The organism is Cellulomonas biazotea (assembly GCF_004306155.1).
GTDB classification, from domain to species: Bacteria; Actinomycetota; Actinomycetes; order Actinomycetales; family Cellulomonadaceae; genus Cellulomonas; species Cellulomonas biazotea.
The window spans coordinates 1-23,431 of the sequence record NZ_BIMR01000018.1 but is presented as its reverse complement, the minus strand read 5'-3'; the positions used below and the strand labels follow the sequence as shown (position 1 = coordinate 23,431).

Genomic DNA, 23,431 nt, shown 5'->3' with positions numbered 1-23,431 from the left:
AGGCCGATGATGTACGGGTGGCTGTGGCGACACCTGCCGGGTCCCGCCCTGGTCCGGGCGGCGCTCCTGGTCGTCGCCGCGTTCGCCGTGCTGGCCGTCTGCTTCCTGTGGGTGTTCCCGGCGGTGGCGCCGTTCATGCCGTTCAACGAGACCACGGTGGGGGAGTGACGTGACGCGGATCCTGGTGATCGACAACTACGACTCGTTCGTCTACACGATCGTGGGGTACCTCAACCAGCTCGGCGCGGAGACGGTCGTCGTGCGCAACGACGCCGTGCCGCCGCTCGAGGAGCGCACCGGGTTCGACGGGGTCCTCGTGTCGCCCGGCCCGGGCACCCCCGCCGAGGCCGGGGCGAGCATGCAGGTCATCCGCGACTGCGCCGAGACCGGCACGCCCATGCTGGGCGTCTGCCTGGGCCACCAGGCCCTCGGCGAGGTGTTCGGCGGGACCGTGACGCACGCGCCCGAGCTCATGCACGGCAAGACCAGCCAGGTCGAGCACCACGGCGAGGGCGTCCTCGACGGCCTCCCGACGCCGTTCACCGCGACGCGCTACCACTCGCTCGCGGTCGTCGACGGCACGGTGTCCGACGACCTCGAGGTCACCGCGACCGCGCACGGCATCATCATGGGCCTGCAGCACCGCACGCTCCCGCTGCACGGCGTGCAGTTCCACCCGGAGTCCGTCCTCACGGAGGGCGGCCACCGGCTGCTGGCCAACTGGCTGGCCGTGTGCGGCGACGACGAGGCCGTGCAGCGGTCGGAGGGCCTGCACCCGCTCGTGCGCCTCTGACGGTCCGCCCGGGGCCGTCTGGCACCACGCGAGAAGGCCCCGCCGTCCGGAGACGTGCGGGGCCTTCTCGCGTACCGGACGCCCAGGTGCCGGGCTACGGCTTGGGTGTCGCGGGTGCCGTCGGCTGGCCGTTGTTGCTGTTCGGGCCGCGGGACACGTGCACGTCGATCTGCTGCGTCTTCTCGACCTCGGACCCGCCGTCCGGCTCGACGCGGATCACCTCGTTGGCGGGCCGGTCGGACTGCTCGTCGATGCGCCGGATGTTCGTCAGGCCGGCCTGCTGGAGCGCGGCGGCCGCCTGGTCGTAGGTCATCCCGACGAGGTTCTCGGGCACCGTCGGGTTCTGCGGCGCGATCGCGATCTCGAGGTTGATCGTCGTGTTCTGCGGCACGAGCGACCCGGTCGGCTTGTCCTGCGACAGCACCGAGTCGGGAGCGGCCTCGTTCGACTCGACCTCGCGCGTGTTGGCGCGCAGCGTCAGCCCGTTGAGGATCTGCTCGGCCTCGGCGCGGGACTTGCCGACCAGCTCGGGCACGACGACGTTGCCGGACGCCACGTACAGCGTCACGGTGCTGCCCGAGGACACGGACTCGCCCTCGGCGGGGTCGGTCTTCGTGACCCGGCCCTTCTGCTGCGACGCGTCGTCCTCGCTGACCCGGTTCGGGTCGACGACCAGTCCGACCCGCTCGAGCTCGGCGACCGCCTGCTCCTCCGTCATGCCCTTGACCACGGGGACCGCGGTCGTCGCCGGGCCGGTCGAGAACGTGACCTCGACGTTCGACTCCTTGTCGACCTCCTCGCCCGCGGCGGGCGACGACGAGATCGCCTCGCCCTCGGGCACGGTGTCGCTCGCCGCCTCGGTGCGGGTCATCAGCAGGTCCTCGGCCTTGAGGGCGGCCTCGGCTTCCTCCTGCGTCATCCCCACGACGTTCGGGACTGTGACCGTCAGAGGCTCCTCGCCCTTGCTCGCGTTGGCGATGAGCAGCGCGACGATCCCGGCGACGGCGAGCACCGCGATGCCGATGAGGGTCCACATGAGCCAGGGACGCTTGCCGTCCTCGTCCTCCGGGATGCCGCCGGAGGTGGCTGCCGGCTGCAGGCCGGTCGAGCCCCACGGGGAGGCGGGCTGCATGGCCTGCGTGGTCGTGACGGCAGCCGGCGGGGCCATCACCTGCGTGGCGTCCGCAGCGGCGACCGCGGCACCCGCGACGGCGACCGCCGGTGCGGACACGGTGCCGCCGCGCAGCACGGCCTCCAGGTCGGCGCGGAACTCCGCGGCCGACGAGTAGCGGGCGTCGCGCTCCTTGGCGAGCGCCTTCGCGGTGATCCGGTCGAGCGCCTCCGGGACGTCCGACGCGAACTGCGACGGCGACGGGGCGATCTCGCGGACGTGCTGGTAGGCGACGGCGACGGGGGAGTCGCCGGTGAACGGCGGGCGGCCCGTGAGCAGCTCGAACAGGAGGCAGCCCGTCGAGTAGAGGTCCGAGCGCGTGTCGACCTGCTCGCCGCGCGCCTGCTCGGGCGACAGGTACTGCGCGGTCCCGATGACGGCCTGCGTCTGCGTCATGGTCGCGGCCGAGTCGGCGACCGCGCGCGCGATGCCGAAGTCCATGACCTTGACCGCGCCCGTGGGCGTGAGCATGACGTTCGCCGGCTTGATGTCGCGGTGCACGATGCCGGCGTGGTGCGAGTACTCGAGCGCCGACAGCACGCCCGCGGTGATCTCGATGCCCTCCTCGATGGGCACGGCGTGCCCGTCGCGCAGGATGCCCCGCACGGTGTGGCCCTCGACGTACTCCATGACGATGAACGGCACGTGCGCCACGACGCCCGTCGGCTCGGTGAACACGTCCTCGCCGGTGTCGTAGACCGCGACGATCGCCGGGTGGTTGAGGGCCGCGGCGGCCTGCGCCTCGCGCCGGAACCGGTTCTGGAAGGAGGGGTCGCGTGCGAGGTCGGAGCGCAGGATCTTGATCGCGACCGTGCGGCCGAGCCGGGTGTCGTGACCGATGTGCACCTCGGCCATGCCACCGCGCCCGATGAGCTCGCCGACCTCGTACCGTCCGGCGAGGATCCGGGATCCGTCGTCCACCACTAGGCGTCCTTCACTTCCGTCGTCAGCGGGCGTGCGAGGGTGTCGCCGCGCCCGTCCCCCGAGATCATCCCATCGGGACTGCCGCGATGAGGGTACTGACTGCCGTCCCCGTTCGGGGACGGGCTGTGGGCCAGGACCACCCCGGGTGAGGTGGTCGTGCCGCCCGCACCGGTGATGCGGTCGGCCAGTGCCGCGCCCAGGAGCGCGACGAGCAGGAGCAGCAGGCCGAGGAGCGGCCAGCGGAACCGGGCGAACCGGCCCAGCCGCGGCCCGGTCGTGCGCAGGGCCGTGACGTTGACGTTGACGTGCCGCGGGGTGCCGGCGGCACGCCCGGTGCGCCCCTGCTCGTCCCGACGCGTGCGCCGCGGCGGGTACGTCGGCGGCGCGGGGTCGTCGGACGCGTCCAGCGGACGGACCGTCGCCGCGGCCGTCGCGAACGTGTCGGGCGGGCGGGAGACCTTGGACCGGACCACCGCGATGCCGCTGGGCGGCGTGCGCGGGACCAGCCGGTCCAGGAGCTCGGCCAGCTCCTCACCGGACTGCGGCCGCTGCGCAGGGTCCTTCGACAGCAGGCGCATGACGAGCGCGGCGAGCGGCTTGTCGACGCTCGACGGCAGCGGCGGGACCGCGTTGTTGACGTGCGCGACCGCGATGTCGACCGCGGTCGGCCCGGTGAACGGGCGGTGCCCGACGAGGGCCTCGTACGCGACGACCCCGAGCGAGTACAGGTCCGACAGCGGCGTCGCGGCCTTGCCGACGGCCTGCTCGGGCGACAGGTACTGCGCGGTGCCCATGACCATGCCGGTGGCCGTCATGGTGATCTGGTTGCGCGCCAGCGAGACGCCGAAGTCGGTGATCTTCACGCGTCCGCCGCGACCCAGCAGGATGTTGCCGGGCTTGACGTCGCGGTGCACGACGCCGGCCGTGTGGGCCGCGTGCAGCGCGCGGGACGTCTGCGCGAGGATCGGCAGGAGCCGCCGCGGGTGCAGGACGGGCTCGCGCTCCAGCAGGTCCGACAGCGGCTCGCCGACGACGAGCTCCATGACGAGGTAGCCGGAGCCCTCCTGCTCCCCGTAGTCGAAGAGCTGCGCGATGCTCTGGTGGTGCAGCGACGCGGAGTTGCGCGCCTCGGTGCGGAACCGCTCGAGGAAGCCCGGGTCGCCCGCGAACTCCTCCTTGAGCACCTTGACGGCGACGGGCCGCGCGAGGGCGTCGTCGTGCGCCTCCCACACCTCGCCCATGCCACCCGTCGCGATGGGCTTGATGAGGCGGTACCGCCCGTCGAGGGCCACGCCCGCTGCCGTCCTCATGAGCCCAGCACCGCCTGGATGACGGCCTTCGCGATCGGCGCGGCCACCCGGCCACCGGTCGCCTCGTTGCCCGCGCTGCCGCCGTGCTCGACGATGACGGCGACGGCGACGCGCGGGGCCTCGGCCGGCGCGAACGCGGTGAACCAGGCGTGCGGTGCCTGGTCGTCGCCGGTCTGCGCCGTGCCCGTCTTGCCGGCCACCTGGACGCCGGGGATCTGCGCCGCGGTACCCGAGCCGCTGGCCACCACGCCGACCATCATGTCGCGCAGCGCCGCCGCGGTGCCGGGGGACACGGCGGTCGACATCAGCTCGGGCTCCGTCTCGTCGATGGTGTGCAGGTCGGCCGAGCGGACGGTCTGCACGACGTACGGCTTCATGAGCTGGCCGCCGTTGGCGATCGCGGCCGACACCATGGCCATCTGCAGCGGGGTCGCGCGCACGTCGCGCTGGCCGATCGCCGACTGGGCGGTCGTCGGGGCGTCGAGGTCGGCCGGGAACACCGACTCGTCGACGAGCATGGGGATCGTCAGGTCCGGGTCGTTGAAGCCGAACCGCTCCGCCTGCGTGCGCAGGGCGTCGTCCCCGAGGTCCATGCCGAGCTGCGCGAACGTCGTGTTGCAGGAGACGCGCAGCGCGTCGGCCAGGGTGATCGGGTCGCTGCCGCAGCCGCCCCCGCCGAAGTTGCCGATCGTCGCCGTGGTCTGCGGCAGGTCGAGGGTCACCGGGGCCGGCAGCGTCGTGGCGGGCGTGTACGCGCCGCTCTCGAGCGCCGCGGCCGCCGTGACGAGCTTGAACGTCGACCCCGGCGGGTACGTCTCGCGCGTCGCGTTGCTGCGCAGCGGGTTGCCCGGCGCCTGGTCGAGCTGCTGGTACGCGGCACCGGCGGCGACCGTGTCGTGCGTCGCGAGCAGGTTCGGGTCGAAGCCGGGCGTCGAGACGAGCGCGAGGATCTTGCCCGTCGACGGCTCCAGCGCGACGACCGCGCCCTCCTGGTCGCCGAGACCGTCGCGCGCCGCCTGCTGGGCGGCCGGCAGGAGCGTCGTCTCGACCGCGGCCCCCTCCGGGCGGCGGCCCGTGAGCATGTCGCGGATCCGCGTGAAGAAGAGCTGGTCGCCGCGGCCCGTGAGCTCGCCGTTGGCCGCGAGCTCGAGCTCGGAGCGGCCGTTCACGACCGAGTAGAAGCCCGTCATGGTCGACCACAGGTCGCCGCCGGTGTACGAGCGCTGGTACCCGAACGCGTCGTCGACCGGCGCGGACGACGCGACGGCCTCGCCCGCGACGACGATCGGCCCGCGCGCGTTGCCGAACTCGCGGTACAGCGTGCGGACGTTGCGGGGGTCGTTGTTCAGGCGGTCCGCCTGGACGTACTGGACCCACGTCGTGCCGGCCATGAGCACGACGAACATCGCGAGCACGACGGTCGCGAGGCGGCGCAGGGGTGTGTTCACGACAGCCCGCCGATCCGCTCGGTCGGGTGGTCGTCGCCCGGGTCCGGGGTGCCCTCGGCGCGCGCGCCCACCGGGCGGGCGCCCGCCGTGACGGGCGTGCCGACCTCCGGGGTGGGGATCGCGCGGACCACCGGCGCGGGCCTGCGGGCCTCGTCCGAGATGCGCAGCAGCAGCGCGACGATCACCCAGTTGGCCACGAGCGACGAGCCGCCGTACGCCAGGAACGGCGTCGTCAGGCCCGTCAGGGGGATCAGCCGCGTCACGCCGCCGACGACGACGAACGTCTGGAACGCGACGACGAACGCGAGGCCGCCCGCGAGGAGCTTGCCGAACCCGTCGCGTACGCCGATCGCGGTCCGCATGCCCCGCTCGGTGAGGATCGTGTAGCAGAGCAGCAGCGCGAGCAGCCCGGTGAGCCCGAGCTCCTCGCCCATCGACGCGACGATGAAGTCGGACTCCGCGAACGGCACCAGGTCGGGGCGGCCCGCGCCCCAGCCCGTGCCGAACAGCCCGCCGTTCGCGAGCCCGAACAGGCCGCGCACGAGCTGACCGGACCCGCCCGGGGACCGGTCGAAGATCTCCTGGTCGAAGGGGTGCAGCCACACGTCGAAACGGGCTCCGACGTGCGGGAACGCGGTCGCGGCGACCGCTGCGCCGCCGACGAACAGCAGCATGCCGAGGACGACCCAGCTGAGCCGCTCGGTCGCGATGTAGAGCATCGCGACGAACAGGCCGAAGAGCAGCAGGGACGTCCCGAGGTCGCGCTCCAGCACGAGGACCGCGAGCGACGCGCCCCAGACGATGAGGATCGGGCCGAGGTCGCGCGCGCGGGGCAGGTGCAGGCCGAGGACCTTCGGGCCCGCCAGCGCGAGGGTGTCGCGGTGCGTCACGAGGTACCCGGCGAAGAACACCGCCAGCACGATCTTCGCGAACTCCGCGGGCTGCATGCCGACCCCGCCGACCCGCACCCAGATGCGCGCGCCGTTGATCGTCTGGCCGATCACGGGCACGAGCGGCAGCGCGACGAGGCCCAGCGCCAGGATCATCGCCGTGTACGTGTACCGGCGCAGCGTCCGGTGGTCGCGCAGCAGGATCAGCACGAGCGCCGCGAGCACGACCGACACCGCGGTCCAGCCGAGCTGGCGCTCCGCGAACCCGGCCGCCTTCTCCCGCGCCTCGTACGCGATGTCGATCCGGTAGATCATCGCCAGGCCCACACCGTTGAGCGCGACCGCGACCGGCAGGATCACCGGGTCCGCGTACGGCGCGCGCCAGCGCAGCACCAGGTGCAGCCCCACGGCGAGGCCCGTGAGCCCCGCGCCGTAGCCGATGACGTCGGGCGGGACCCGCCCCTCGATGCCCAGACCGACCAGGGCGTACCCCGCGACGGCGATCGCCAGGGCGAGCACGAGCAGGCCGAGCTCGACGCCGCGGCCCGCACGCACCCGGTGCGGCTGCACGGTCGCCATCACGAGGACCTCACGGGCTGGTCACCCCGGCGGCAGGGTCGGTCGTGAGCGCAGGGTCGGGCAGGAGGGCGGGGTCGGGCGTGGGCGTCGGCGCCAGGGCGGGCGTCGGCGTGGCCGTGGGGGTCGGCAGCGCCTCGCGGATCGCCGCGTCGTCCTCGAGCATCCGCACCAGGTCGCGGGCGTCGTCGAGCGACGTCGCGTGGATCGTCTGCTCGACCCGCTCGCGCAGGTACGCGGACGCGAGCTCCTCGACGTCCGTGCCGGACCGCTCGACGACCGTCGAGAGCGCCACCGGGCCGAGCGTCTGGGGCAGGCCGCGCAGGATGACGACCTCGCCGTCGTCGTCCGCGACGAAGTACTGCGTCTGCGTCCACAGGTAGCCGAGCACGAGCACCGCGACCGCGCCGACGGCCGCCAGCGACCACACGACGGCCGGCCGGAGCCGGCGCGCGGGCCGGGGCTCGTCGTCCTCGTCGCCGTCCGGGTCGTCGTCGCCGACGCGCGCGACCGCGGTGGACGTCGCCACCACCGCCTCCGACGCGTCGTCCTCGTCCACCGCGTCGCGCGGGGCCTCCGCCGCCGCCCGCGCGAGGGACGCCGCACGTGCCGCAGGGCCGTCCGCGGCGGACGTCGGCTCGTTGCGCGACGTCGCCGCCGCACCCACCACCGTCGCCGCGGTCGTCGGGCCCGCGCCGTCCGCGACGTCGTCGAGCTCGATGACGTCCGCGAGGACGACCGTCACGTTGTCGCCGCCACCCGCGCGCAGCGCGAGCTGCACCAGGCGGTCCGCGCACACGTCGACGTCCGCGACCGTCCGCAGCGTCTCCTCGATGGTGTCCGCGCTGACGAAGCCCGACAGGCCGTCCGAGCACAGCAGCCAGCGGTCGCCCGGGCGGGCCTCCCGGACCGACAGGTCGGGCGTCGCCTCCGCGTCGAAGTCGCCGAGCACCCGCATGACGACCGAGCGCTGCGGGTGGTGCTCGGCCTCCTCGGGCGTGATCCGCCCGATGTCGACCAGGTGCTGCACGAACGTGTGGTCCGTCGTGACCTGCGTGAGGAGGCCGTCGCGGAACAGGTACCCGCGCGAGTCGCCGAGGTGCACCATCGCGAGCTTGTTGCCCGCCCGCAGGATCGCGATGACGGTCGTGCCCATGCCCGACAGCTCCGGGTCGGCGTCGACACGGGCCAGCAGGTTGTCCCGGGCCGACTCGAGGGCCGCCTCGAGCTGGTCGAGCGCGTCGTCCGGACCGTGCGACTCCCCGTCGAGCGGCGCGAACGCGGCGACCGCGACCGACGACGCGACGTCGCCACCCGCGTGCCCGCCCATGCCGTCCGCGACCATGAGCAGGTGCGGGCCGGCGTAGGCCGAGTCCTGGTTGTTGGTGCGCACGAGTCCGACGTCGGACCGTGCCGCGTACCTGAGTGCGACGGTCACCGGGTTACCTCTGCAGCTCGAGCACGCTCTGTCCCACGCGGACCGGTGTACCGGTCGGCAGGGGGATCGGTCCGTCGACGCGCTGGTCCGCCAGGAACGTCCCGTTCGTGGACCCGAGGTCCTCGACGAACCACTGGCCGTCCTGCGGGAAGACGCGGGCGTGCCGCGACGACGAGTAGTCGTCGTCCAGCACCAGCGTGCAGCTCGGGGCCCGGCCGATGAGCACCGGCGCCGTCCCGAGGGGCACGATCGTGCCGCGCAGCGGACCCTCCGTCACGACGAGCTTGCGCGGACCCGAGCCGCTGCGGGCGGACCGCGGCACGCGGGTCGGACCGGTCGGCGGGCCCGTCACAGGCGCGGGGGCGGCCGGTGCCGCCGCTGCCGCCGGTGCGACGGCCGCCGCCTCCGCGGGCTGCGGGCGCACCGGGGTCGACGCCTTGTTCGCCCGACGACGGTCCGTGATCCGGGTGCCGTACAGGTCGCGGCGCAGCACGCTGATCGCCGACAGCACCAGCACCCACAGCAACGCGAGGTACCCCAGCCGCAGCAGGGTGATCGTGACTTCACTCATGCGCGGGCGTCACTCGTCCAGGTCCGGTTCGCCGCCGGTCCAGAACAGGATCCGGGTGCGGCCGATCATCAGGGTGTTGCCGTCGACCAGCGTCGCGGCCGGCACGTGGTGCCCCTCGACGTACAGGCCGTTCGTCGACCCCATGTCCGACGCGACGACACCGTCGGGCGTCACGCGGATCTCCAGGTGACGACGCGAGACGCCCGGGTCGTCGACGATGATGTCCGCCTCCGAGCCGCGGCCGATCACCGTCACCGGGCCCGTGAGGATGTAGCGCTGGTCGTCGACGATCAGCAGCGGGTGCCGCGACGTCGGGGCCGTCGCCGCCGCCGGGGCCACCGCACCGCGCACCGTCGCGCTGTGCACCCGGAACCGGCCCGTCTCCAGGTCGGCGTCCTCGCCGAACGACACGGTCACCGGACCGACGAACGCGTACCGCTGGCTCGCCGCGTGCTCCGTGACCGCGGCGGCGAACTCGTCCGCCATCGCCTCCGCGCCCCACGTCTCCACGTGGTCGTAGTCGGCCGTCGAGAGCTCGATCGTGAACTCGTTCGGGACGACCGTGCGGTCCCGGCCCACGACCGCCGCGCGGTCGTCCAGCTCGCGGCGCAGCGCGCTCGTGAGCTCCACCGGCTTCAGCTCGCTGCGGAAGGCCTTGGCGAAGGCGTTGTTCACGACGCGCTCGACGCCGTTCTCGAACTTGTCGAGGAAGCCCACGCCCACCTCCTTGTCCTCGTGCCGTTGCGGTCTGCTGCCGGATGCTGCTGCTCGTGCGCGTGCTCGTGAGGGCCGGTCTCGACCCGTCCCGGAGGTCGATGGTATCCGTGCGAGGGCCGCCACGGCCGGGTGAGTGGGGTGTCGTGGTGCGTGGACATCGGGGAGGGGTGGTGCTGGGGACGGCTGGACGCCTGTGGAGTGCGTCGACGGCGTCGTCCGTGCAGGCGGGCCGGGCGTCGCGCCGGGCGCCGATCACTCTCCGGACCTGCCCTGTCGCAGGCGCTCGGCTCGGGCGCCGAGCCTGGTGCGGATGCGACCCCTCGCCCGTGCTAATGTTCTCCGGCGCGCGCGAGTGGCGGAACGGCAGACGCGCTGGCTTCAGGTGCCAGTGTCCGAAAGGGCGTGGGGGTTCAAATCCCCCCTCGCGCACAGATGTGATGTCGCAGGACATCGGCAACAGGCCGGACCCTCAGGGTCCGGCCTGTTTGCGTGTCTGGGGTTGGTAGTCGCGGGTGGTGTCGATGGTGTCTCGTGACGGGTCTGACGGAGGCTCCCATTCCGGAACTGGGTCACGCAGGCAGAGGCCGACGCGGGCGAGCGGCCCGGGACGAGCACGAGCGACGCGCAGCGGATCGCCGACCTCGAGCGGGAGAGCCGTGATCTGCGCCGGTCGAACACGATCCTTGCGTAGCGCGTCGGCTTTCTTCGCGGCGGAGCTCGACCGCCCACAGTGCTGAGTCGACCAGCGGGTTGACCGTCAGGCACCGCGGAGCGCCTGCGTCGGGGAGAGCCTCGCCGCACGGGACGCCGGGTAGGCGCCCGCGACCGCCCCGACCAGGACAGCCAGCACGACGCCCGCCGCGCAGGCCGCGGGGTCAACCATCGGCGTCATCGCGTTGGCCGCGCCGTAGCCGAGCGTCACGAGGACGCCGACGACGACGCCGGCCACCCCGCCGCACAGCCCGATCAGCGCCGCCTCGACGACGAACTGCAGCCGCACCTGCCCGGCGCGTGCGCCGACCGCCCGGCGCAGACCGATCTCGCCGCGACGTTCCAGCACGGCGATGACCATCGTGTTGACGATGCCGATCGCGCCGACGAGGAGCGCGATGGTCGCGAGCCCGAGCGCGAGGGCGCGGTACGACCCGTCGACCGCCGTCTGGGCCTGCTCGAGGCGAGACCGTGCGGCGACCTCCACCGCGTGGGGGACGGCGGGGTTGGCCGTCAGCGGGATGACTTGCCTGACCTGCGAAGCCGTGCCGCTGCGCGTGCGGACGTAGATCGTCGTGACCTGCGGGTCGACGAGGTGTCCCACGGCCCAGTCGTCGCCGATGAGGGCCTTCATGTCGAACTGCGGGGCGAGCTGCGCCGGCGCCAGGATCCCGAGCACCCCGTACCACTGGTCGCCGATCCAGACGCGCTGACCGACGGCCGCGACACCGAGGAGCTGTGCCGCCCTCGCGCCGAGGACGACGCCGGGGAGGGAGCTCGTGGCGTCGTCGAACCACCGTCCGTCGGCGACCGAGAGGTCCATCGTGCCCGCAAGCTCGGGCTCGACGGCGTCGACGGTGATCCCGCTCCCCATCGTCTCCGGGACGAGGTCGGTGCGGAACACCTTCTGGTGGGGCAGGGCACGGATCGCGGCGGCGCCCTCGACGGGCGCGATCCGACGGATCATCGCCGATGCGGTCTCGGGGAGGGGGACGGGACCGTCCGGGCTGTCGCCGGGCGTCACCTCCAGCACGTTCGAGCCGAGCGCCTCGAGCTGGGCCCGCGTGTGGGCCTGGTTGGTGCCCGCGATCCCGATCACCGTGACGAGCGTCGCGATGCCGATCGCGACGCCGAGCATCGACAGCACGGATCGCATCGGGCGCGACCGGGGGCCGAGGGTCGCCGTGGCCAGCGTGTCGGTGACGGACAGTCGCACCGTCACGCCCGCACCACCTGGTCGACGTCCTGCTCGATCCGGCCGTCGCGCACGCGCACCAGACGGGGCAGGGAGGCGGCGACGGCCTCGTCGTGGGTGATGACGACGAGCGCCGTCGACGTCAGCCCTCGCAGCAGCTCCATGACGGAGGCGCCGGTGGCCTGGTCGAGGGCTCCGGTGGGCTCGTCGGCGAAGACGACGCGAGGGTCGTGCGCGATGGCGCGGGCGACGGCGACGCGCTGCTGCTCACCGCCGGAGAGCTGCCCCGGCCGGTGGCTCGTGCGTCGCCCGAGCCCCACGCGGTCGAGCGCGGCCAGCGCACGCTCACGGCGTTCCTTCGACGTGAACCCCGCGTACAGGAGGCCGAGCTCGACGTTGCGGGTCGCGTCGACGTGCTCCAGCAGGTGGAACTGCTGGAAGACGAACCCGAAGGCGCGCGACCGCAGCGCCGCCTTGTCGCCGTCCGACATCGTCGCGGTCGAGACGCCGCCGACGACGACGTCGCCCGTCGTCGGGTCCTCCAGCGTGCCCATGATCGACAGCAGGGTGGACTTCCCGGAGCCCGACGGCCCGACGATCGCGACCTGTGCCGACGGGCCGACGTCGAGGTCGATGCCGTGCAGGACGCGGAGCGTCCCGCCCCCGCTCGGGAAGTCCTTGGTGACGTCGCGGACGGTGAGCGCCGGCGCCCCGACCGTCACGGGATCCGCACCCGGACACCGGGCTCCAGGCCGTCGCCGGTGACCTGGACGCGCGCCTCGGCGATCAGTCCCACCTTGACCGCGACGAGCTGGACGTCGCCCTCGTCCGTGACACGCTCGACGGCGTACCCGCCCTCGGCGAGTGCGAGCAGGGCCGTGACGGGCACGATGAGCGCGTCCTGAGCGACGTCGGTCGACACCTCGACGGTGACCGCGGACCCAGCGAGCGGTGCGACGGCCGCCTGGTCGACGACGTCCACGCGCAGCACGGGCTTCGCCGCCCCCGTGGCGCTGCCGCCACCGTCGCCCGCTCCTCCTCCGCCCGCACCGGAGCCGTCGTCGCCGTCGGTGCCGGACCGACCGTCGGTCCCTGCGGTGGTGCCGACGGAGGTGACGGTCCCGTCGACGACGCCGCCGGACGGGAGCCGGACCTGGACGGTGGTGCCGATGGCGAGCGCCGCCTGCTGCGACGCCGTCACGGGCGCCTCGACGAACGTGGTCATGCCCGTCCACCGCAGGACCTCGCCGCTCACGGGGCCGCCGAGCCGACCGACGACGGACTCGACGCGGACAGCCGCCGCGTCCAGCATCGTCACCTGCCCGGGTCCGACCGACTGGGCGCGCGCGACGCCGAGCGCAGCCTTCGTCGCTGCGACCTGCTGCACCGCGTCCTCGACGGCCTGGCGCTGCGCCGTCACGTCGGGCTCCGCGTCGAGGGCCGTGCGGGCGGTCGTGGCCGCGTCGAGCCGTGCCTGGGCCAGTGCGACGCCCGTCCCGGCGGCGGAGGCCTCCTCCAGTGCGGCTGCTGCGTCGACGACGGCAGCGTCCGCCTCGGCGACGGCGAGCGGTGACGGGGGGCCACCGGCGTCGGCGAGGGTCTTCCGGGCGGCGGTCACCGTCTTCTGGGCGGCGTCGACCGCTGCGCGCGCGTCCGCGACCGCCTTGGTGCCCTCGGCCGTCTCGGCGGGAGGTGTCTGCCCGACCGACGTGTAGAGGGCGGCGACCGCATCGGAGGTCGCCGAGTCGAACACGTCGGTCGACGGGTCGCCGACGTCGTGCCCGAGGGCCGCGAGGGCCGTCTTGAGCGTGAGGACGTCCTTGCCCGTGTCGCCGAGCCGGAGCGAGCGCCACAGCGGGGCGGGGCCGGTCAGCAGGAACACGGGCCGGCCGTCGACCTCGTACAGCACCTGGCCGGCTGCGACCTGGGTGCCCGGGGCCGGGAGCGCGGTGAGCACCCCGGTGCCTGTCCCGGACAGCGCGTTCACCTGCCCGAGCGTCAGGGTCCCCGTCAGCCGCATCCCGGCGGCGAGCGCGCCCTGCTCGACCACCGCCGTGCGCACGTCGGCGGTGTCGACCGGCTCACTGACCTGCGACGCGCCGAGGCGGACCGCGCCGACCGTCGCCGCGGCGAGCACGGCGAGCGTGCCCACCGCGGCGACCACCTTCACTGCCCGGTTCACGGCGTGCCGGTGCTGCCGCCCGAGGGAGCGGCGCTGGCCGACGGCCCGCCGACCGCGGTGGTGTAGATCGGACCTTCGATCGCCTGCGCGTACGGGGTGATGTCCATGCCGCCGGTGACGCTGTCCTTGACCGCCGCCTGGTACTCGAAACGCGGTGCGGCGGCGTCCGGGGCCGGCAGCGGCCTGGAGCACGCCTTCCCGAGCGTCACCGCCTGGTCGAGCGAGAGCTCCTGGGGGATCACGATCATGTCGACGATCGGGTCCGCGATCATCGCGAAGCCGGCGTCGCGCGCGCACTGTGCCCAGGTCCGTCCCGCCTCGACGACCGCGTCGTCGGTGGTCTCCGGCGGTACGTCGATGGCGATGGACGTGTCGAGCGTGTCCTTGGCGCCGGGGAACTTCGCACGGCACCCCTTGATGTCCGCGTCCCGGTCCACGCCGTCGACGCCGATGGGCGCCGTGTCGGTGTCTCCCAGGAGCCGGACGTTCTCGATCTCCGCGAAGCCCTTGACCGGCCCGGCCTCGGTGACGGCGTGCACGCCCAGCCCGAGGTCTTCCAGGCAGGCGGCGTAGCTCGCGGTGTTCTGGTCGGCGTAGCCGCCCGCGACCTCGCCGCCGTCGTTCTCACCCGTCAACGTGGCGACGCCGTCGTCCGACGCGCAGCCGACCAGCAGGAGCACCAGCCCGACGGCCCCGACGGCGGCGGCCGCCCGGGATGCTCCGCCCCGTCTCGCCGTCATCGGCCCTGCCTCTCGATCACGTAGTGCTCGATCGCCTGCTGGATGTCGCTCATGGACTGGTCCACTCCTTGAAGGGCGTCGCTGTACTCGGAGGCCAGGCGTTCCTGGGCCTCGCCGACGGCGGAGAAGTACGCGTCGTCGTAACCGGACTCACGCCGGCACCGGACGTCGATCGTGGCGGCCTCGACCTCGTCGGCGGGTGCCTGGGCCGTCATCGTGTCGACCTCGCCGGGGTGGTCTCGTGCGTCGACGGCCGTCAGCACGGAGACCCGGAAGTGGTCCGGGTCTCCGCTCGGGTCGCCGAGCGGAGGGTCGGAGCGCGTGACGCAGGCCCGCCAACGGTCGATGCTCGACGCGACCTCGGCGTCGTCCAGGGCGGCCTCGCGACTCCTGGAGTCGAGCCTCCGCAGGATGTTCGCCGACTCGGCGATGTCGGGCACGACCTCGCGCGAGGCGTCCGTGCACTCCTGCTGAGCGAGGGTGTACGCGTCTTCCTCGCCGGCGGGGACGACTGACTCGAGCGGGGCGGGCGGGGTGACTTCCCGAGGGTCCTGCGATGCCCGGTACCCATGGGTCCGGACGATTTCCGGGTCGAGGTTCGGATAACCGAGCGAGGTGAATGCCGGAAGTGCGGGGCGACTGAGGTCCCACGTCCCGACCGTGTATTCGTGGCCTTTTTCTGCCATGCACTCCGCCATGAATGTGTCGACGGCCGCGCCGTAGAGGAAAAGGTCGACGGACCTGCTTTCCAGCGGGAGGTCGAGCGGGTCGTCGTAGCGGCCGGCGGCCCCCTCGCCGCCATCGTCGGGCTGGCCGGTGCACGCGGACAGCAGCAACGTGGCGGCGAGGACACCGCTGCCCGCGAGCCGCGTGAGACTCACGGGATCCTCACGTCCCTCAGATGAACTTCGCCGACGAGAGCTGGTCGTTCAGCGCGACGGCTCCGAGGTTGGAGATCTGGTAGCCACGAGCCAGGACCTGGCTGGTCCCGCCGAAGTAGGCGTTCACGTAGAACGCCGCGTTCGAGGTGCGCCCGTTGTTGCGGAGCGAGGTGGCCTGGTTGTCGAAGCCGAGGGTGGCGAAGTTGTTGATGTAGTTCTGGAAGGTCACCCGGGAGCCGTCGTAGTTCGAGTGCTGCCAGGCGCAGGAGTAGCCGAGGCTGCACGCCGCGTCGCCGGCCGTGGCGGGGGTGGCGACGGCGACCGCGCCGGCCGTCATCACCGCGGCAGCGCCGACGGCGACAGCGAACCTGCTGAGCTTTCGCATGTATGAGCACCTCTCGTTGAATGGGATTCACATGAGATCGACGCCGAGATCGTCGTGGTACCCCGTCGACCACGGCGTCGTGGAGCTGTCGATTCGGCACCGTCCGGGGAGTAAAAAGTCCCGTTTGACCCTTTCGACACCGCCGAACCGTAGGGATGTCGCGGTGCCATGTCAAATCTGCGAACTGGACTTATGACCAGTCCAGACAATGCACGAAGTTCTCACGCGAAAGGGCCCCGCGCGGCTGGCTCGCTGCGGTAAGGTGCTGCACTTTTCGATCGCGCCGGCCACCGAGCGCCGGACCGCGTCCGGCCGCCGTCCTCGACTTAAACGTTGTGGGTCCTCCGATGTCTTGTTCATCGGTGAAGAAGGTGGCTACGTTTCCCGGCGAACCACCCCTTCTCGATGCTCGGCCGCCGTTGTGAGCGCTCACATCGTCCGGCCCCTGCGACGCGGGCCACCTCAGGCCGGCACCCGGGGGAGCGGACGTGACGGCCCTGCCCACCGATTGCCCACGGGATGCCCACGGGACCCGACACGACTCGAAGGAGCGAAGGATGAGGAAGTCCGTCGCCGCGCACGTGCTGGCGGTCGCCGGCCTGGTGCTGGCCCTGGTGGCTGCGGCCCCCGGCCAGGTCGCACCAGCCGCGGCCGCCAGCGGCAACCTGCTCACGAACGCCGACCTGGAGAACGGGACGACCGGCTGGACCGCCTTCGGCGCGGGCTCGGTGACGTCGAGCACCAGCCCTGTCCACGGCGGGTCCCGCGCGCTGGCCCGCACCGGGCGCACCGCGTCCTGGAACGGCGCCGCTCAGACCGTCACCTCCGTGCTGACGAACAACAGCAGCTACACGGCGAGCGTCTGGGTGCGGTCGCACAGCGGGAACCCCACCGGCCGGGTCACGCTCGCGCTGACCGCGGGCGGCACGACGAGCTACGTCGGGCTCGCGCAGGGCGCGGTGAGCTCGTCCGGGTGGACCCAGCTCACCGGCACGACGAACGTGTCGTGGAGCGGGACGCTGACGTCCGCCACTTTCTACGTCGAGACGGCCGCCGGGACCGACGGGCTCTCCATCGACGACGCCTCGCTCGTGAACAACTCCACGACGCCCGGGGGGTCCTGCACGCTGCCGTCGAGCTACCGGTGGTCCTCCACGGGGGTGCTGGCCACTCCGCGGTCCGGCTGGGCGTCGCTCAAGGACTTCACGACCGCCGAGTACAACGGCAAGCACCTCGTCTACGCGACGACGCACGACAACGGCTCGTCGTGGGGCTCGATGAACTTCGGCCTGTTCTCGAGCTGGTCCGACATGGGATCGGCGACGCAGAACGCCATGTCGTCGTCGACCGTGGCGCCGTCGCTGTTCTACTTCGCGCCGAAGAACATCTGGGTGCTCACCTACCAGTGGGGCCCGTCCGCGTTCATGTACCGGACGTCGAACGACCCGACCAACGCCAACGGGTGGTCGGCGGCGAGCACCCTGTTCTCCGGGTCGATCACCGGCTCCGGCACCGGGCCCATCGACCAGACGGTCATCGGCGACGGCACGACCATGTACCTGTTCTTCGCCGGGGACAACGGCAAGATCTACCGCGCGAGCATGCCGATCGGGAACTTCCCGGGCAGCTTCGGCTCGTCGTCGACGGTCGTCATGAGCGACACCACGAACAACCTGTTCGAGGCGCCGCAGGTCTACAAGGTCCAGGGCCAGAACCAGTACCTGATGATCGTCGAGGCGATCGGCGCCAACGGCCGGTACTTCCGCTCGTTCACCGCCACGAGCCTCGCGGGCTCGTGGACGCCGCAGGCCGCGACCGAGAGCAACCCGTTCGCGGGCAAGGCGAACAGCGGCGCCACGTGGACGAACGACATCAGCCACGGCGAGCTCATCCGCGCCAGCAACGACCAGACCATGACGGTCGACCCGTGCAAGCTCCAGCTGCTCTACCAGGGCCGGTCGCCGAGCAGCGGGGGCGACTACGGCCTGCTGCCGTACCGGCCGGGCCTGCTGACCCTCCAGCGGTAGCCACCGACCGGCTGCCCCTGCGACGCCGCGCACCCGTCGTCCCGGGTGCGCGGCGTCGCGCTGCCGCACCGCACGCCGGTCGCCCGCTGGAGCGGGGACGGCCTCAGTGCCAGTTGCTGATGGTCACGTCGTCGGGCGACGGCTCGCCTGCCCCGTCCTCGTGCAGGTGCTTGAGGCTCATGAGGAAGACGGCCCACTTGGTCGAGCAGTGGTGCATGAAGGGGACCGGGTCGCTCCACCCGAGGTGCCGGAACATGACGACGGTCCAGCCGTCCTCGTCGGTCAGGTCGAAGTCGATGTGGGTGCCGATCCACTCGGCGGGCCCGTCCTCGACGAGCCAGCGCACGCGGCGTGCGGGGTCGAGCTCCTCGACGCGGAGCCGGAACCCGCCGAGCAGCTCGCCGGTCTGCCCGTGCCAGAACGTCGTGTCGAACGACGAGCCGACCTCGCTCGTGCCCGTCGTGTCCGTGGTCCACCAGGCCGCGACGCCCTTGGTCGTGGCCAGGCTCTCGTAGACGTCGGCCCGTGCGGCCCGGATGCCCACGCGGTGCAGGATGTCGACCATCTCGATCCCCTCGTCATTAGCAATCAAACGGTTGCAGATGACGATAGGGCGGCTGGGCGAGCGATGCAACCACCCGGTTGCATCGGGCTTCTCGCAGGAACCGCCCCGCGGGATGCTCACACCCCTTCACGACTCCCTGACACCAACGGCCGACGCCGCCCGACGGCGGATGGGTACGGTCACCCCGGCGCCCGCCCGTCGGGCGTCCCGCGCGACCGGACAGGGGAGGACATGCACGGCAGGACGCCGACCGGCACGGCCCGTGGGGCAGTCGCGGCGACCGTCGCGCTGACCGCCGTCTGGGCCTCGGCCACGCTCGCCCGCTGGACCTGGGCGCCGCTCGGCGACGGCCTGCGCGCCGCCCTGGGCGAGGGGGACACGGCGGCGATCGGCGACGCGCTCGCGGCGGTGGTCCTCGACGGCCTGCCCGTCCTCACGCTGGCGCTCGGGCTGGTCCCCACGCTCGCGCTCGTGCTCGGCAGGGCGGCGGTCGGGCCCCTCTCGGCACCGTCCGGCACCGACGCTGCTGCGACGGGTGGGGCGACGGACGCGGCTGCGCCGGGCGGGGCGACTGACGCAGCTGCGCCGGGCGGGGCGACGACGCGCCAAGGACGGGCCGTCGTCGCCGTCGTCGCGGCCGCCGGCGCGCTCCTGGTCGTCGCCGTGGCGGCCGTCGCGGCCGACCCCACGACCCTGGGCCTCGCCCTTCGGTCGCCGTCCGCCGCGGTCCAGTCTCCGCAGGCGCTGGCCTGGGGGTGGACGACGCTCGTCGCCGTCGGGGCGGGGCTCGCCGCGGTCGGTGTGCTCGTGCGGCGACGCGGTGCGGTCGTCGCCGGGGCCGTCTCCGTCGCGCTCGCGGCGGCCGCGACGCTCGCGACGGTCGCGGGCTGGGTGCTGTGGACGGTCGTCGTGCGGGGGCGCTACCGCGGCGGCCTGACGACGCTCGTGCAGGCCTTCGGCCTGGGCGTCCCCGCGGCGTGCCTCGTCGCGGCGACCGCCGCGCTCGTCGCGGGCGGGTCCGCGGTCGCGGCATGGCGACACCTCGCGGCCTGGGCACCCGAGATCGCCACGGCGCCTGGGGTGCACGACCCGCGCGCCCGGCACCGGTGGGTGCTCACCGGGATGGCGGTCGCGGCCGTGGTCGTCGTGGTCGGCGTCGCCGTCCCGGTCCGCGTCGCCGAGCGCCGGGCGGTCACCGGCGTCGTGGCCGACCCCGCGCTCGCGGCCTGCGTGGAGGAGGCGATGCGCGCGGTCGGGGGCGGCGTGGCTGCGAACGCCCGGCTGGACCACGTGTACGAGCTCGACTGCGCGTGGGACGGCGGTGGCGACAGGGTCAGGTCGCTCGACGGGCTCGAGCGGCTCAGCGCCGTGCACACGGTCGACCTGACCGACCAGGACGTGTCCGACCTGGGCCCCCTCGCCGCCCTGACCGGCCTGGTGTCCCTGCGGCTGACCGGCAACGCGGCCGTCGCGGACCTGTCCGCGCTCGACGGGCTCCCGCTGGAGAACCTCGGGCTGTCCGGCACGGGCGTGTCGGACCTGCAGCCGCTGACCGCGACGACGACGCTGCGGTTCGTCGGGCTGGCAGGGACGCGCGTGACGGACCTCGGACCGCTCGCGCGGTCGACCGGCCTGATCGAGCTGGACGTGGCGCACGCCGCCGTCGCCGACCTGTCGCCGCTCGCGGGTGCGCCGTCGCTCGAGATGCTCGACGTGCGGGAGAACGCCGTCGCCGACCTGTCGCCGCTGGCCGGGATGCCCGCGCTCGACGAGCTCTGGGTCGGCGGGAACCCGGTCGTCGACCTGCGGCCGCTGCTCGACGCACCCGCGCTGCTCGGCGTCGACGTCGAGGGCCTGGACCTGGCGACGCCCGGGATCGACGAGCTGCGCGCGCAGGGCGTGTACGTCGGCGGGACGGCCTGACCGCGGGTCGACCCCGACGACGACGGAGGCGTGCGACCCCGGTGCGGGCCGCACGCCTCCGTTCTGCCGGGTGCGGGTGTCAGGCGAAGCGACGCCGCGCGAGGGTCGCCAGCCCGATGCCGCCCGAGAACAGGACGACCGCCGCGATCAGGCGCCCGAGCGAGCTGACCCCGGAGCCGTCCGCCCCGGCGATCTCGATCGAGTAGGCGGTCGCACCGGCGGCACCCTCGGGTGCGCCGTACGCCATGCCCTCGGCCTGCGCCCGCTCGGCGCCCGCGCTGAGCACCGCGTACTTCACGCCGAAGTCCTCCGCGGTCCCCTGCCCGCTGACGACGACCTGCGAGGTCCCCTCGTCGGAGAGCCGCTGGGTGCCGTCGACGAGCTGCGGTGCGCCCTCGGCGGCGTCGGCGAGGCCGTCGGACAGGCGGGTGGACCCGTCGGCGGCGGTCGCCAGGCCGTCGGAGAGGTCCTGCGACCCGTCCGCCGCCGTGTCGATGCCGCGGGCCAGCGTGGACGAGCCGGTCGCGGCGTCCTGCAGCCCCGCGGCAAGGGCCGCCGAGCCCGAGGCGGCCGTGGCCAGGCCGTTCGACAGCGTCCCGGCACCCGCGTTCAGGCGTGCCGCCCCGGCGCCGAGGTCCCCGAGGCCGGCGGCCAGGGTGTTGCCCCCCGACGACAGGAGGCCGGCCCCGGCCTGGAGCTGCCCGACGCCTGCGCGCAGGCTCGGCTTGGTCGGGTCGGCGTTCGCGATGGACGACTGCACCGTCCCGACGAGCGTCTGGACGCCCGCGTCGACCGCGGCGAGGCCCTGGACCAGGCCCTGGATCTTCTTGCCCTCCGCGTCCACGCAGTACGACGGCTCGGCGTTGAGGCCGCACTGGAGCTGGACGGCGAGGGTCGCCGACCCCGCGAGAGTCGTGGCGAGGGCCGCCGCGTCACCGGCGATCGCCCCCGGGTTCGCGGTGTCGATCTGATCTGCGATCGCGTCCAGCTCGGCCGCCTGGACCGGGTCGACGAGCGCGTCGGCTGCCGCACGGAGCTTCACCACCTCGGCGTCGAGGGTGGCGTCGGCGGCGGTGGCGGTGCCCGCGATCGTGGCCGCACGCGCCGCGGACGTGGTGGTCTGGCTCTGGAGGAGCTGGAGCCCGCCCAGCAGGCGGCCGGGCGCAGCGGGCGTCCCGATGCTCGCCTGCAGCGCGGCGATCCCGGCGCGCAGCGGCGCCTTGTCGCTGCCCGCGGCCCCGACCGTGTCGGACATCCGGACCAGGCCGGCGTCGAGGTCAGCCAGACCGGCCGAGATCTTGGCGATCCCTCCGAGGAGCTCGGGTGCCTTCGCTCGTGCCTGTGCGAGGCCGGAGTCCAGCTGGCTCGCGCCCTGCGCGAGGGCGGCCGCACCGGGCGCCGCGTCCTTCGTGAGCCCGGCGGCGAGCTGCTGTGCCCCGGGCGCGAGCTGGTTGTTCAGCCCGGCCGCGAGCCGTGCGGCACCGGGCGACGCCTGGCCGTTGAGGCCCGCGGCGAGGCGTGCGGCGCCCGGAGCGGCGGAGTCGTTGAGACCCGCCGAGAGCGTCGCGGCGCCGTCGCGGAGCTGCAGGAGGCCGGCGAGGAGCTGGGCGGAGCCGTCGTGGAGCTGCAGGACGCTGTCGTCGAGCAGCATCCCGGCGCCGGTCAGCGTGACGCCCTTCTCCGCGCCGGACCGGTAGGACTCGGCGCCGCCCTTGAACGAGGGGTAGTCGAGCGGGGACACCGGCATGGACGTGAGCGTCGCCTTGGGGATGACGGCGTGCCGCACCTGGGCGGTGTACCCGAACTCGGCGGTCGCGGAGCCGATGGGCGGGAACAGCGTCATCTGGAACTGCATGCGGGTGCCGCCGCGGCCGTCGCCGGCCATGCCGGCCTCGTCGGACCGCACGTCGGTGAACGTCGACGGCAGGACGGTGACGAGCTGCCCGATCATCGGGACGACGGTCTCGGCCGACGCGGTCGCCTCCTTGCCGGTGCCGTCGTCGTAGGTGACGTCCTGCGTCTTCCCGGTGGTGTTGGTGACGGTGTAGTGAACGCCGAGCGTCCCCGACCTCCCGACGACCGCGCCGGGCTGCACGGGCTGGCCGTCGAGGGTGTACGCGATCTCGACGGTGAGGGGCAGGTCCTTGTCGTAGGTGCTGACGGTGCGCTCGCGGCGCTCGCCGTCGACGCTGAGCGTGGTGACGAGCCTGCCGTCGACGACGGAGTACCCCCCGAAGCCGTCGAGGTTGCGCAGTCCCTTGGTCGAGACGGGGTTCTCGACGGTCGCCGTGCCGTGCCCGGTGAGGGCGAGCTGGTCGTAGACGCGCGCGCCCTGGAAGGCGCCGGTCGCGGACAGGCGGGCCTGCACGGTCTCGGTGTTGGTGACGGTGACGTCGCCGCCGTCGGCGGCCAGCGCGGGGGACCCGACGGTGCCGAGGAGCAGGGGGACGAGGACGACGGCCGCGGCCGCCGTGGTGGTGGTGCGACGCACGTCAGGCCTCCGGCTGGGGGTCGAAAGGACGGGTGGCGGGCAGGCGGCGCAGCGTGGCCGGGTCGGCCTGGGCGGCGTAGGGGCGGGCGGGGGCGTGGGTGCCGGCGCCCTCGTACTCGCCGGGCGCCGTGGCGGGTTCGGCGAGCAGGGCGTCGGTGGAGTCCTGCTCGGTGCGCTCCTGCGCGCGGTCCTGCTCGACGACGGCGCCGAGCAGCGACGTCGCGAGGAACCCGGCGCCGGCGGCGAGGAGGATGGACGTCGCGGTGGTCGCGGACGACGTGACGAACGCGGAGGGGTCGGCGGTGTAGGTCGCCTCGTACGCGCCGGCCATGGCGGCGGTGCCGAGGAGCGCGGCCCACAGGGGGAGCTTCCCGCGGGTCGCGCCGGCGACGGCGAGGCAGACCGCGAGGACGACGAGGACGGCGACGGCGCGGCCGGCGGCGGCGTCGGGCAGGGCGGCGGCGCGCAGGGCGTAGCCGAGCCACGCGGCGGC

Annotated in this window: 20 protein-coding genes and 1 tRNA gene; 5 read left to right on the top strand and 16 right to left on the bottom strand. The window is 73.6% G+C overall.

The window, feature by feature from the left end:
* The first annotated feature begins 6 nt into the window (after positions 1-6).
* Both CBZ_RS20665 and CBZ_RS01715 read left to right on the top strand, forming a co-directional pair.
* Positions 7-168 (top strand): hypothetical protein, encoded by a 162-nt coding sequence (locus tag CBZ_RS20665; RefSeq protein WP_165446605.1) that lies wholly within the window; start codon positions 7-9, stop codon positions 166-168.
* A 1-nt stretch (position 169) separates the two neighbouring features.
* Positions 170-793 (top strand): aminodeoxychorismate/anthranilate synthase component II, encoded by a 624-nt coding sequence (locus tag CBZ_RS01715; RefSeq protein WP_130779899.1) that lies wholly within the window; start codon positions 170-172, stop codon positions 791-793.
* Positions 794-887: 94 nt separating this feature from the next.
* Here the strand turns inward: CBZ_RS01715 and pknB are convergent, their stop codons facing one another.
* Genes pknB through CBZ_RS01680 form a run of 7 tightly spaced genes read right to left on the bottom strand, consistent with a single transcriptional unit; the run spans position 888 to position 9,838 of the window.
* Entirely contained in the window at positions 888-2,888 is a 2,001-nt protein-coding gene (gene pknB / locus CBZ_RS01710; protein ID WP_130779898.1) for a Stk1 family PASTA domain-containing Ser/Thr kinase, read from the bottom strand.
* Positions 2,888-4,198, bottom strand: coding sequence for a serine/threonine-protein kinase (locus CBZ_RS01705; RefSeq protein WP_130779897.1), 1,311 nt, complete (start codon positions 4,196-4,198; stop codon positions 2,888-2,890). Before CBZ_RS01705 ends, pknB begins: the two co-directional genes overlap by 1 nt.
* On the bottom strand, positions 4,195-5,646 hold the full coding sequence (locus tag CBZ_RS01700) for a peptidoglycan D,D-transpeptidase FtsI family protein (RefSeq protein WP_130779896.1): 1,452 nt from the start codon (positions 5,644-5,646) through the stop codon (positions 4,195-4,197). The genes CBZ_RS01705 and CBZ_RS01700 overlap by 4 nt, the downstream gene beginning before the upstream one ends.
* Positions 5,643-7,115, bottom strand: a complete 1,473-nt coding sequence (locus tag CBZ_RS01695) for an FtsW/RodA/SpoVE family cell cycle protein (RefSeq protein WP_130779895.1) — start codon at positions 7,113-7,115, stop codon at positions 5,643-5,645. Before CBZ_RS01695 ends, CBZ_RS01700 begins: the two co-directional genes overlap by 4 nt.
* Positions 7,116-7,125: 10 nt before the next feature.
* Positions 7,126-8,550 (bottom strand): PP2C family protein-serine/threonine phosphatase, encoded by a 1,425-nt coding sequence (locus CBZ_RS01690; RefSeq protein ID WP_130779894.1) that lies wholly within the window; start codon positions 8,548-8,550, stop codon positions 7,126-7,128.
* 4 nt (positions 8,551-8,554) lie between these two features.
* A complete protein-coding gene (locus tag CBZ_RS01685) occupies positions 8,555-9,121 on the bottom strand; it encodes an FHA domain-containing protein FhaB/FipA (protein WP_130779893.1) in 567 nt (188 codons plus the stop codon).
* Between the two features lie 9 nt (positions 9,122-9,130).
* The gene (locus tag CBZ_RS01680; protein ID WP_130779892.1) at positions 9,131-9,838 is read right to left on the bottom strand and encodes an FHA domain-containing protein; all 708 of its coding nucleotides are present in this window, start codon (positions 9,836-9,838) and stop codon (positions 9,131-9,133) included.
* Between the two features lie 346 nt (positions 9,839-10,184).
* Here CBZ_RS01680 and CBZ_RS01675 point away from each other — a divergent pair.
* Positions 10,185-10,267 (top strand) — tRNA-Leu (locus CBZ_RS01675).
* A 328-nt stretch (positions 10,268-10,595) separates the two neighbouring features.
* On the opposite strand, the gene CBZ_RS01670 is transcribed toward CBZ_RS01675, so the two are convergent.
* The 6 genes from CBZ_RS01670 to CBZ_RS01645 all read right to left on the bottom strand — a co-directional run bounded on the left by CBZ_RS01670 (position 10,596) and on the right by CBZ_RS01645 (position 15,932).
* Positions 10,596-11,705: an ABC transporter permease gene (locus CBZ_RS01670; protein WP_130779891.1), complete on the bottom strand. Its 1,110-nt coding sequence runs from the start codon at positions 11,703-11,705 to the stop codon at positions 10,596-10,598.
* 62 nt (positions 11,706-11,767) lie between these two features.
* Entirely contained in the window at positions 11,768-12,466 is a 699-nt protein-coding gene (locus CBZ_RS01665) for an ABC transporter ATP-binding protein (RefSeq protein ID WP_130779890.1), read from the bottom strand.
* A complete protein-coding gene (locus tag CBZ_RS01660; protein WP_130779889.1) occupies positions 12,463-13,926 on the bottom strand; it encodes an efflux RND transporter periplasmic adaptor subunit in 1,464 nt (487 codons plus the stop codon). Before CBZ_RS01660 ends, CBZ_RS01665 begins: the two co-directional genes overlap by 4 nt.
* Entirely contained in the window at positions 13,923-14,666 is a 744-nt protein-coding gene (locus CBZ_RS01655; RefSeq protein WP_130779888.1) for a hypothetical protein, read from the bottom strand. The genes CBZ_RS01660 and CBZ_RS01655 overlap by 4 nt, the downstream gene beginning before the upstream one ends.
* Positions 14,663-15,547, bottom strand: coding sequence for a hypothetical protein (locus CBZ_RS01650; RefSeq protein ID WP_130779887.1), 885 nt, complete (start codon positions 15,545-15,547; stop codon positions 14,663-14,665). Before CBZ_RS01650 ends, CBZ_RS01655 begins: the two co-directional genes overlap by 4 nt.
* A gap of 16 nt (positions 15,548-15,563) precedes the next feature.
* Positions 15,564-15,932 carry a peptidase inhibitor family I36 protein gene (locus CBZ_RS01645; protein WP_130779886.1) on the bottom strand — a complete coding sequence of 123 codons (369 nt, stop codon included), beginning with the start codon at positions 15,930-15,932 and terminating at the stop codon, positions 15,564-15,566.
* Between the two features lie 557 nt (positions 15,933-16,489).
* On the opposite strand from CBZ_RS01645, the gene CBZ_RS01640 reads away from it, so the two are divergent.
* Entirely contained in the window at positions 16,490-17,959 is a 1,470-nt protein-coding gene (locus CBZ_RS01640) for a non-reducing end alpha-L-arabinofuranosidase family hydrolase (protein WP_130779885.1), read from the top strand.
* A gap of 103 nt (positions 17,960-18,062) precedes the next feature.
* On the opposite strand, the gene CBZ_RS01635 is transcribed toward CBZ_RS01640, so the two are convergent.
* The gene (locus CBZ_RS01635) at positions 18,063-18,524 is read right to left on the bottom strand and encodes an SRPBCC family protein (protein WP_130779884.1); all 462 of its coding nucleotides are present in this window, start codon (positions 18,522-18,524) and stop codon (positions 18,063-18,065) included.
* 231 nt (positions 18,525-18,755) lie between these two features.
* Between CBZ_RS01635 and CBZ_RS01630 the strand changes: the two genes are divergently transcribed.
* The gene (locus tag CBZ_RS01630) at positions 18,756-20,447 is read left to right on the top strand and encodes a leucine-rich repeat domain-containing protein (RefSeq protein WP_130779883.1); all 1,692 of its coding nucleotides are present in this window, start codon (positions 18,756-18,758) and stop codon (positions 20,445-20,447) included.
* 79 nt (positions 20,448-20,526) lie between these two features.
* Here CBZ_RS01630 and CBZ_RS01625 read toward each other — a convergent pair whose 3' ends face one another.
* Positions 20,527-22,938, bottom strand: coding sequence for a hypothetical protein (locus CBZ_RS01625; RefSeq protein ID WP_130779882.1), 2,412 nt, complete (start codon positions 22,936-22,938; stop codon positions 20,527-20,529).
* 1 nt (position 22,939) lies between these two features.
* Positions 22,940-23,431: hypothetical protein (locus CBZ_RS01620; RefSeq protein ID WP_130779881.1), on the bottom strand; the 492-nt coding region annotated here is incomplete at its 5' end.

Bases quoted from the DNA above. Each gene is read 5' to 3' on its own strand.
- CBZ_RS01695 (WP_130779895.1), bottom strand. From the start codon at position 7,115: ATGGCGACCGTGCAGCCGCACCGGGTGCGTGCGGGCCGCGGCGTCGAG.
- CBZ_RS01705 (WP_130779897.1), bottom strand. From the start codon at position 4,198: ATGAGGACGGCAGCGGGCGTGGCCCTCGACGGGCGGTACCGCCTCATC.
- CBZ_RS01685 (WP_130779893.1), bottom strand. From the start codon at position 9,121: ATGAGTGAAGTCACGATCACCCTGCTGCGGCTGGGGTACCTCGCGTTG.
- CBZ_RS01630 (WP_130779883.1), top strand. From the start codon at position 18,756: ATGCACGGCAGGACGCCGACCGGCACGGCCCGTGGGGCAGTCGCGGCG.
- CBZ_RS01640 (WP_130779885.1), top strand. From the start codon at position 16,490: ATGAGGAAGTCCGTCGCCGCGCACGTGCTGGCGGTCGCCGGCCTGGTG.
- CBZ_RS01645 (WP_130779886.1), bottom strand. From the start codon at position 15,932: ATGCGAAAGCTCAGCAGGTTCGCTGTCGCCGTCGGCGCTGCCGCGGTG.
- CBZ_RS01655 (WP_130779888.1), bottom strand. From the start codon at position 14,666: ATGACGGCGAGACGGGGCGGAGCATCCCGGGCGGCCGCCGCCGTCGGG.
- CBZ_RS01635 (WP_130779884.1), bottom strand. From the start codon at position 18,524: ATGGTCGACATCCTGCACCGCGTGGGCATCCGGGCCGCACGGGCCGAC.
- CBZ_RS20665 (WP_165446605.1), top strand. From the start codon at position 7: ATGATGTACGGGTGGCTGTGGCGACACCTGCCGGGTCCCGCCCTGGTC.
- CBZ_RS01670 (WP_130779891.1), bottom strand. From the start codon at position 11,705: ATGCGATCCGTGCTGTCGATGCTCGGCGTCGCGATCGGCATCGCGACG.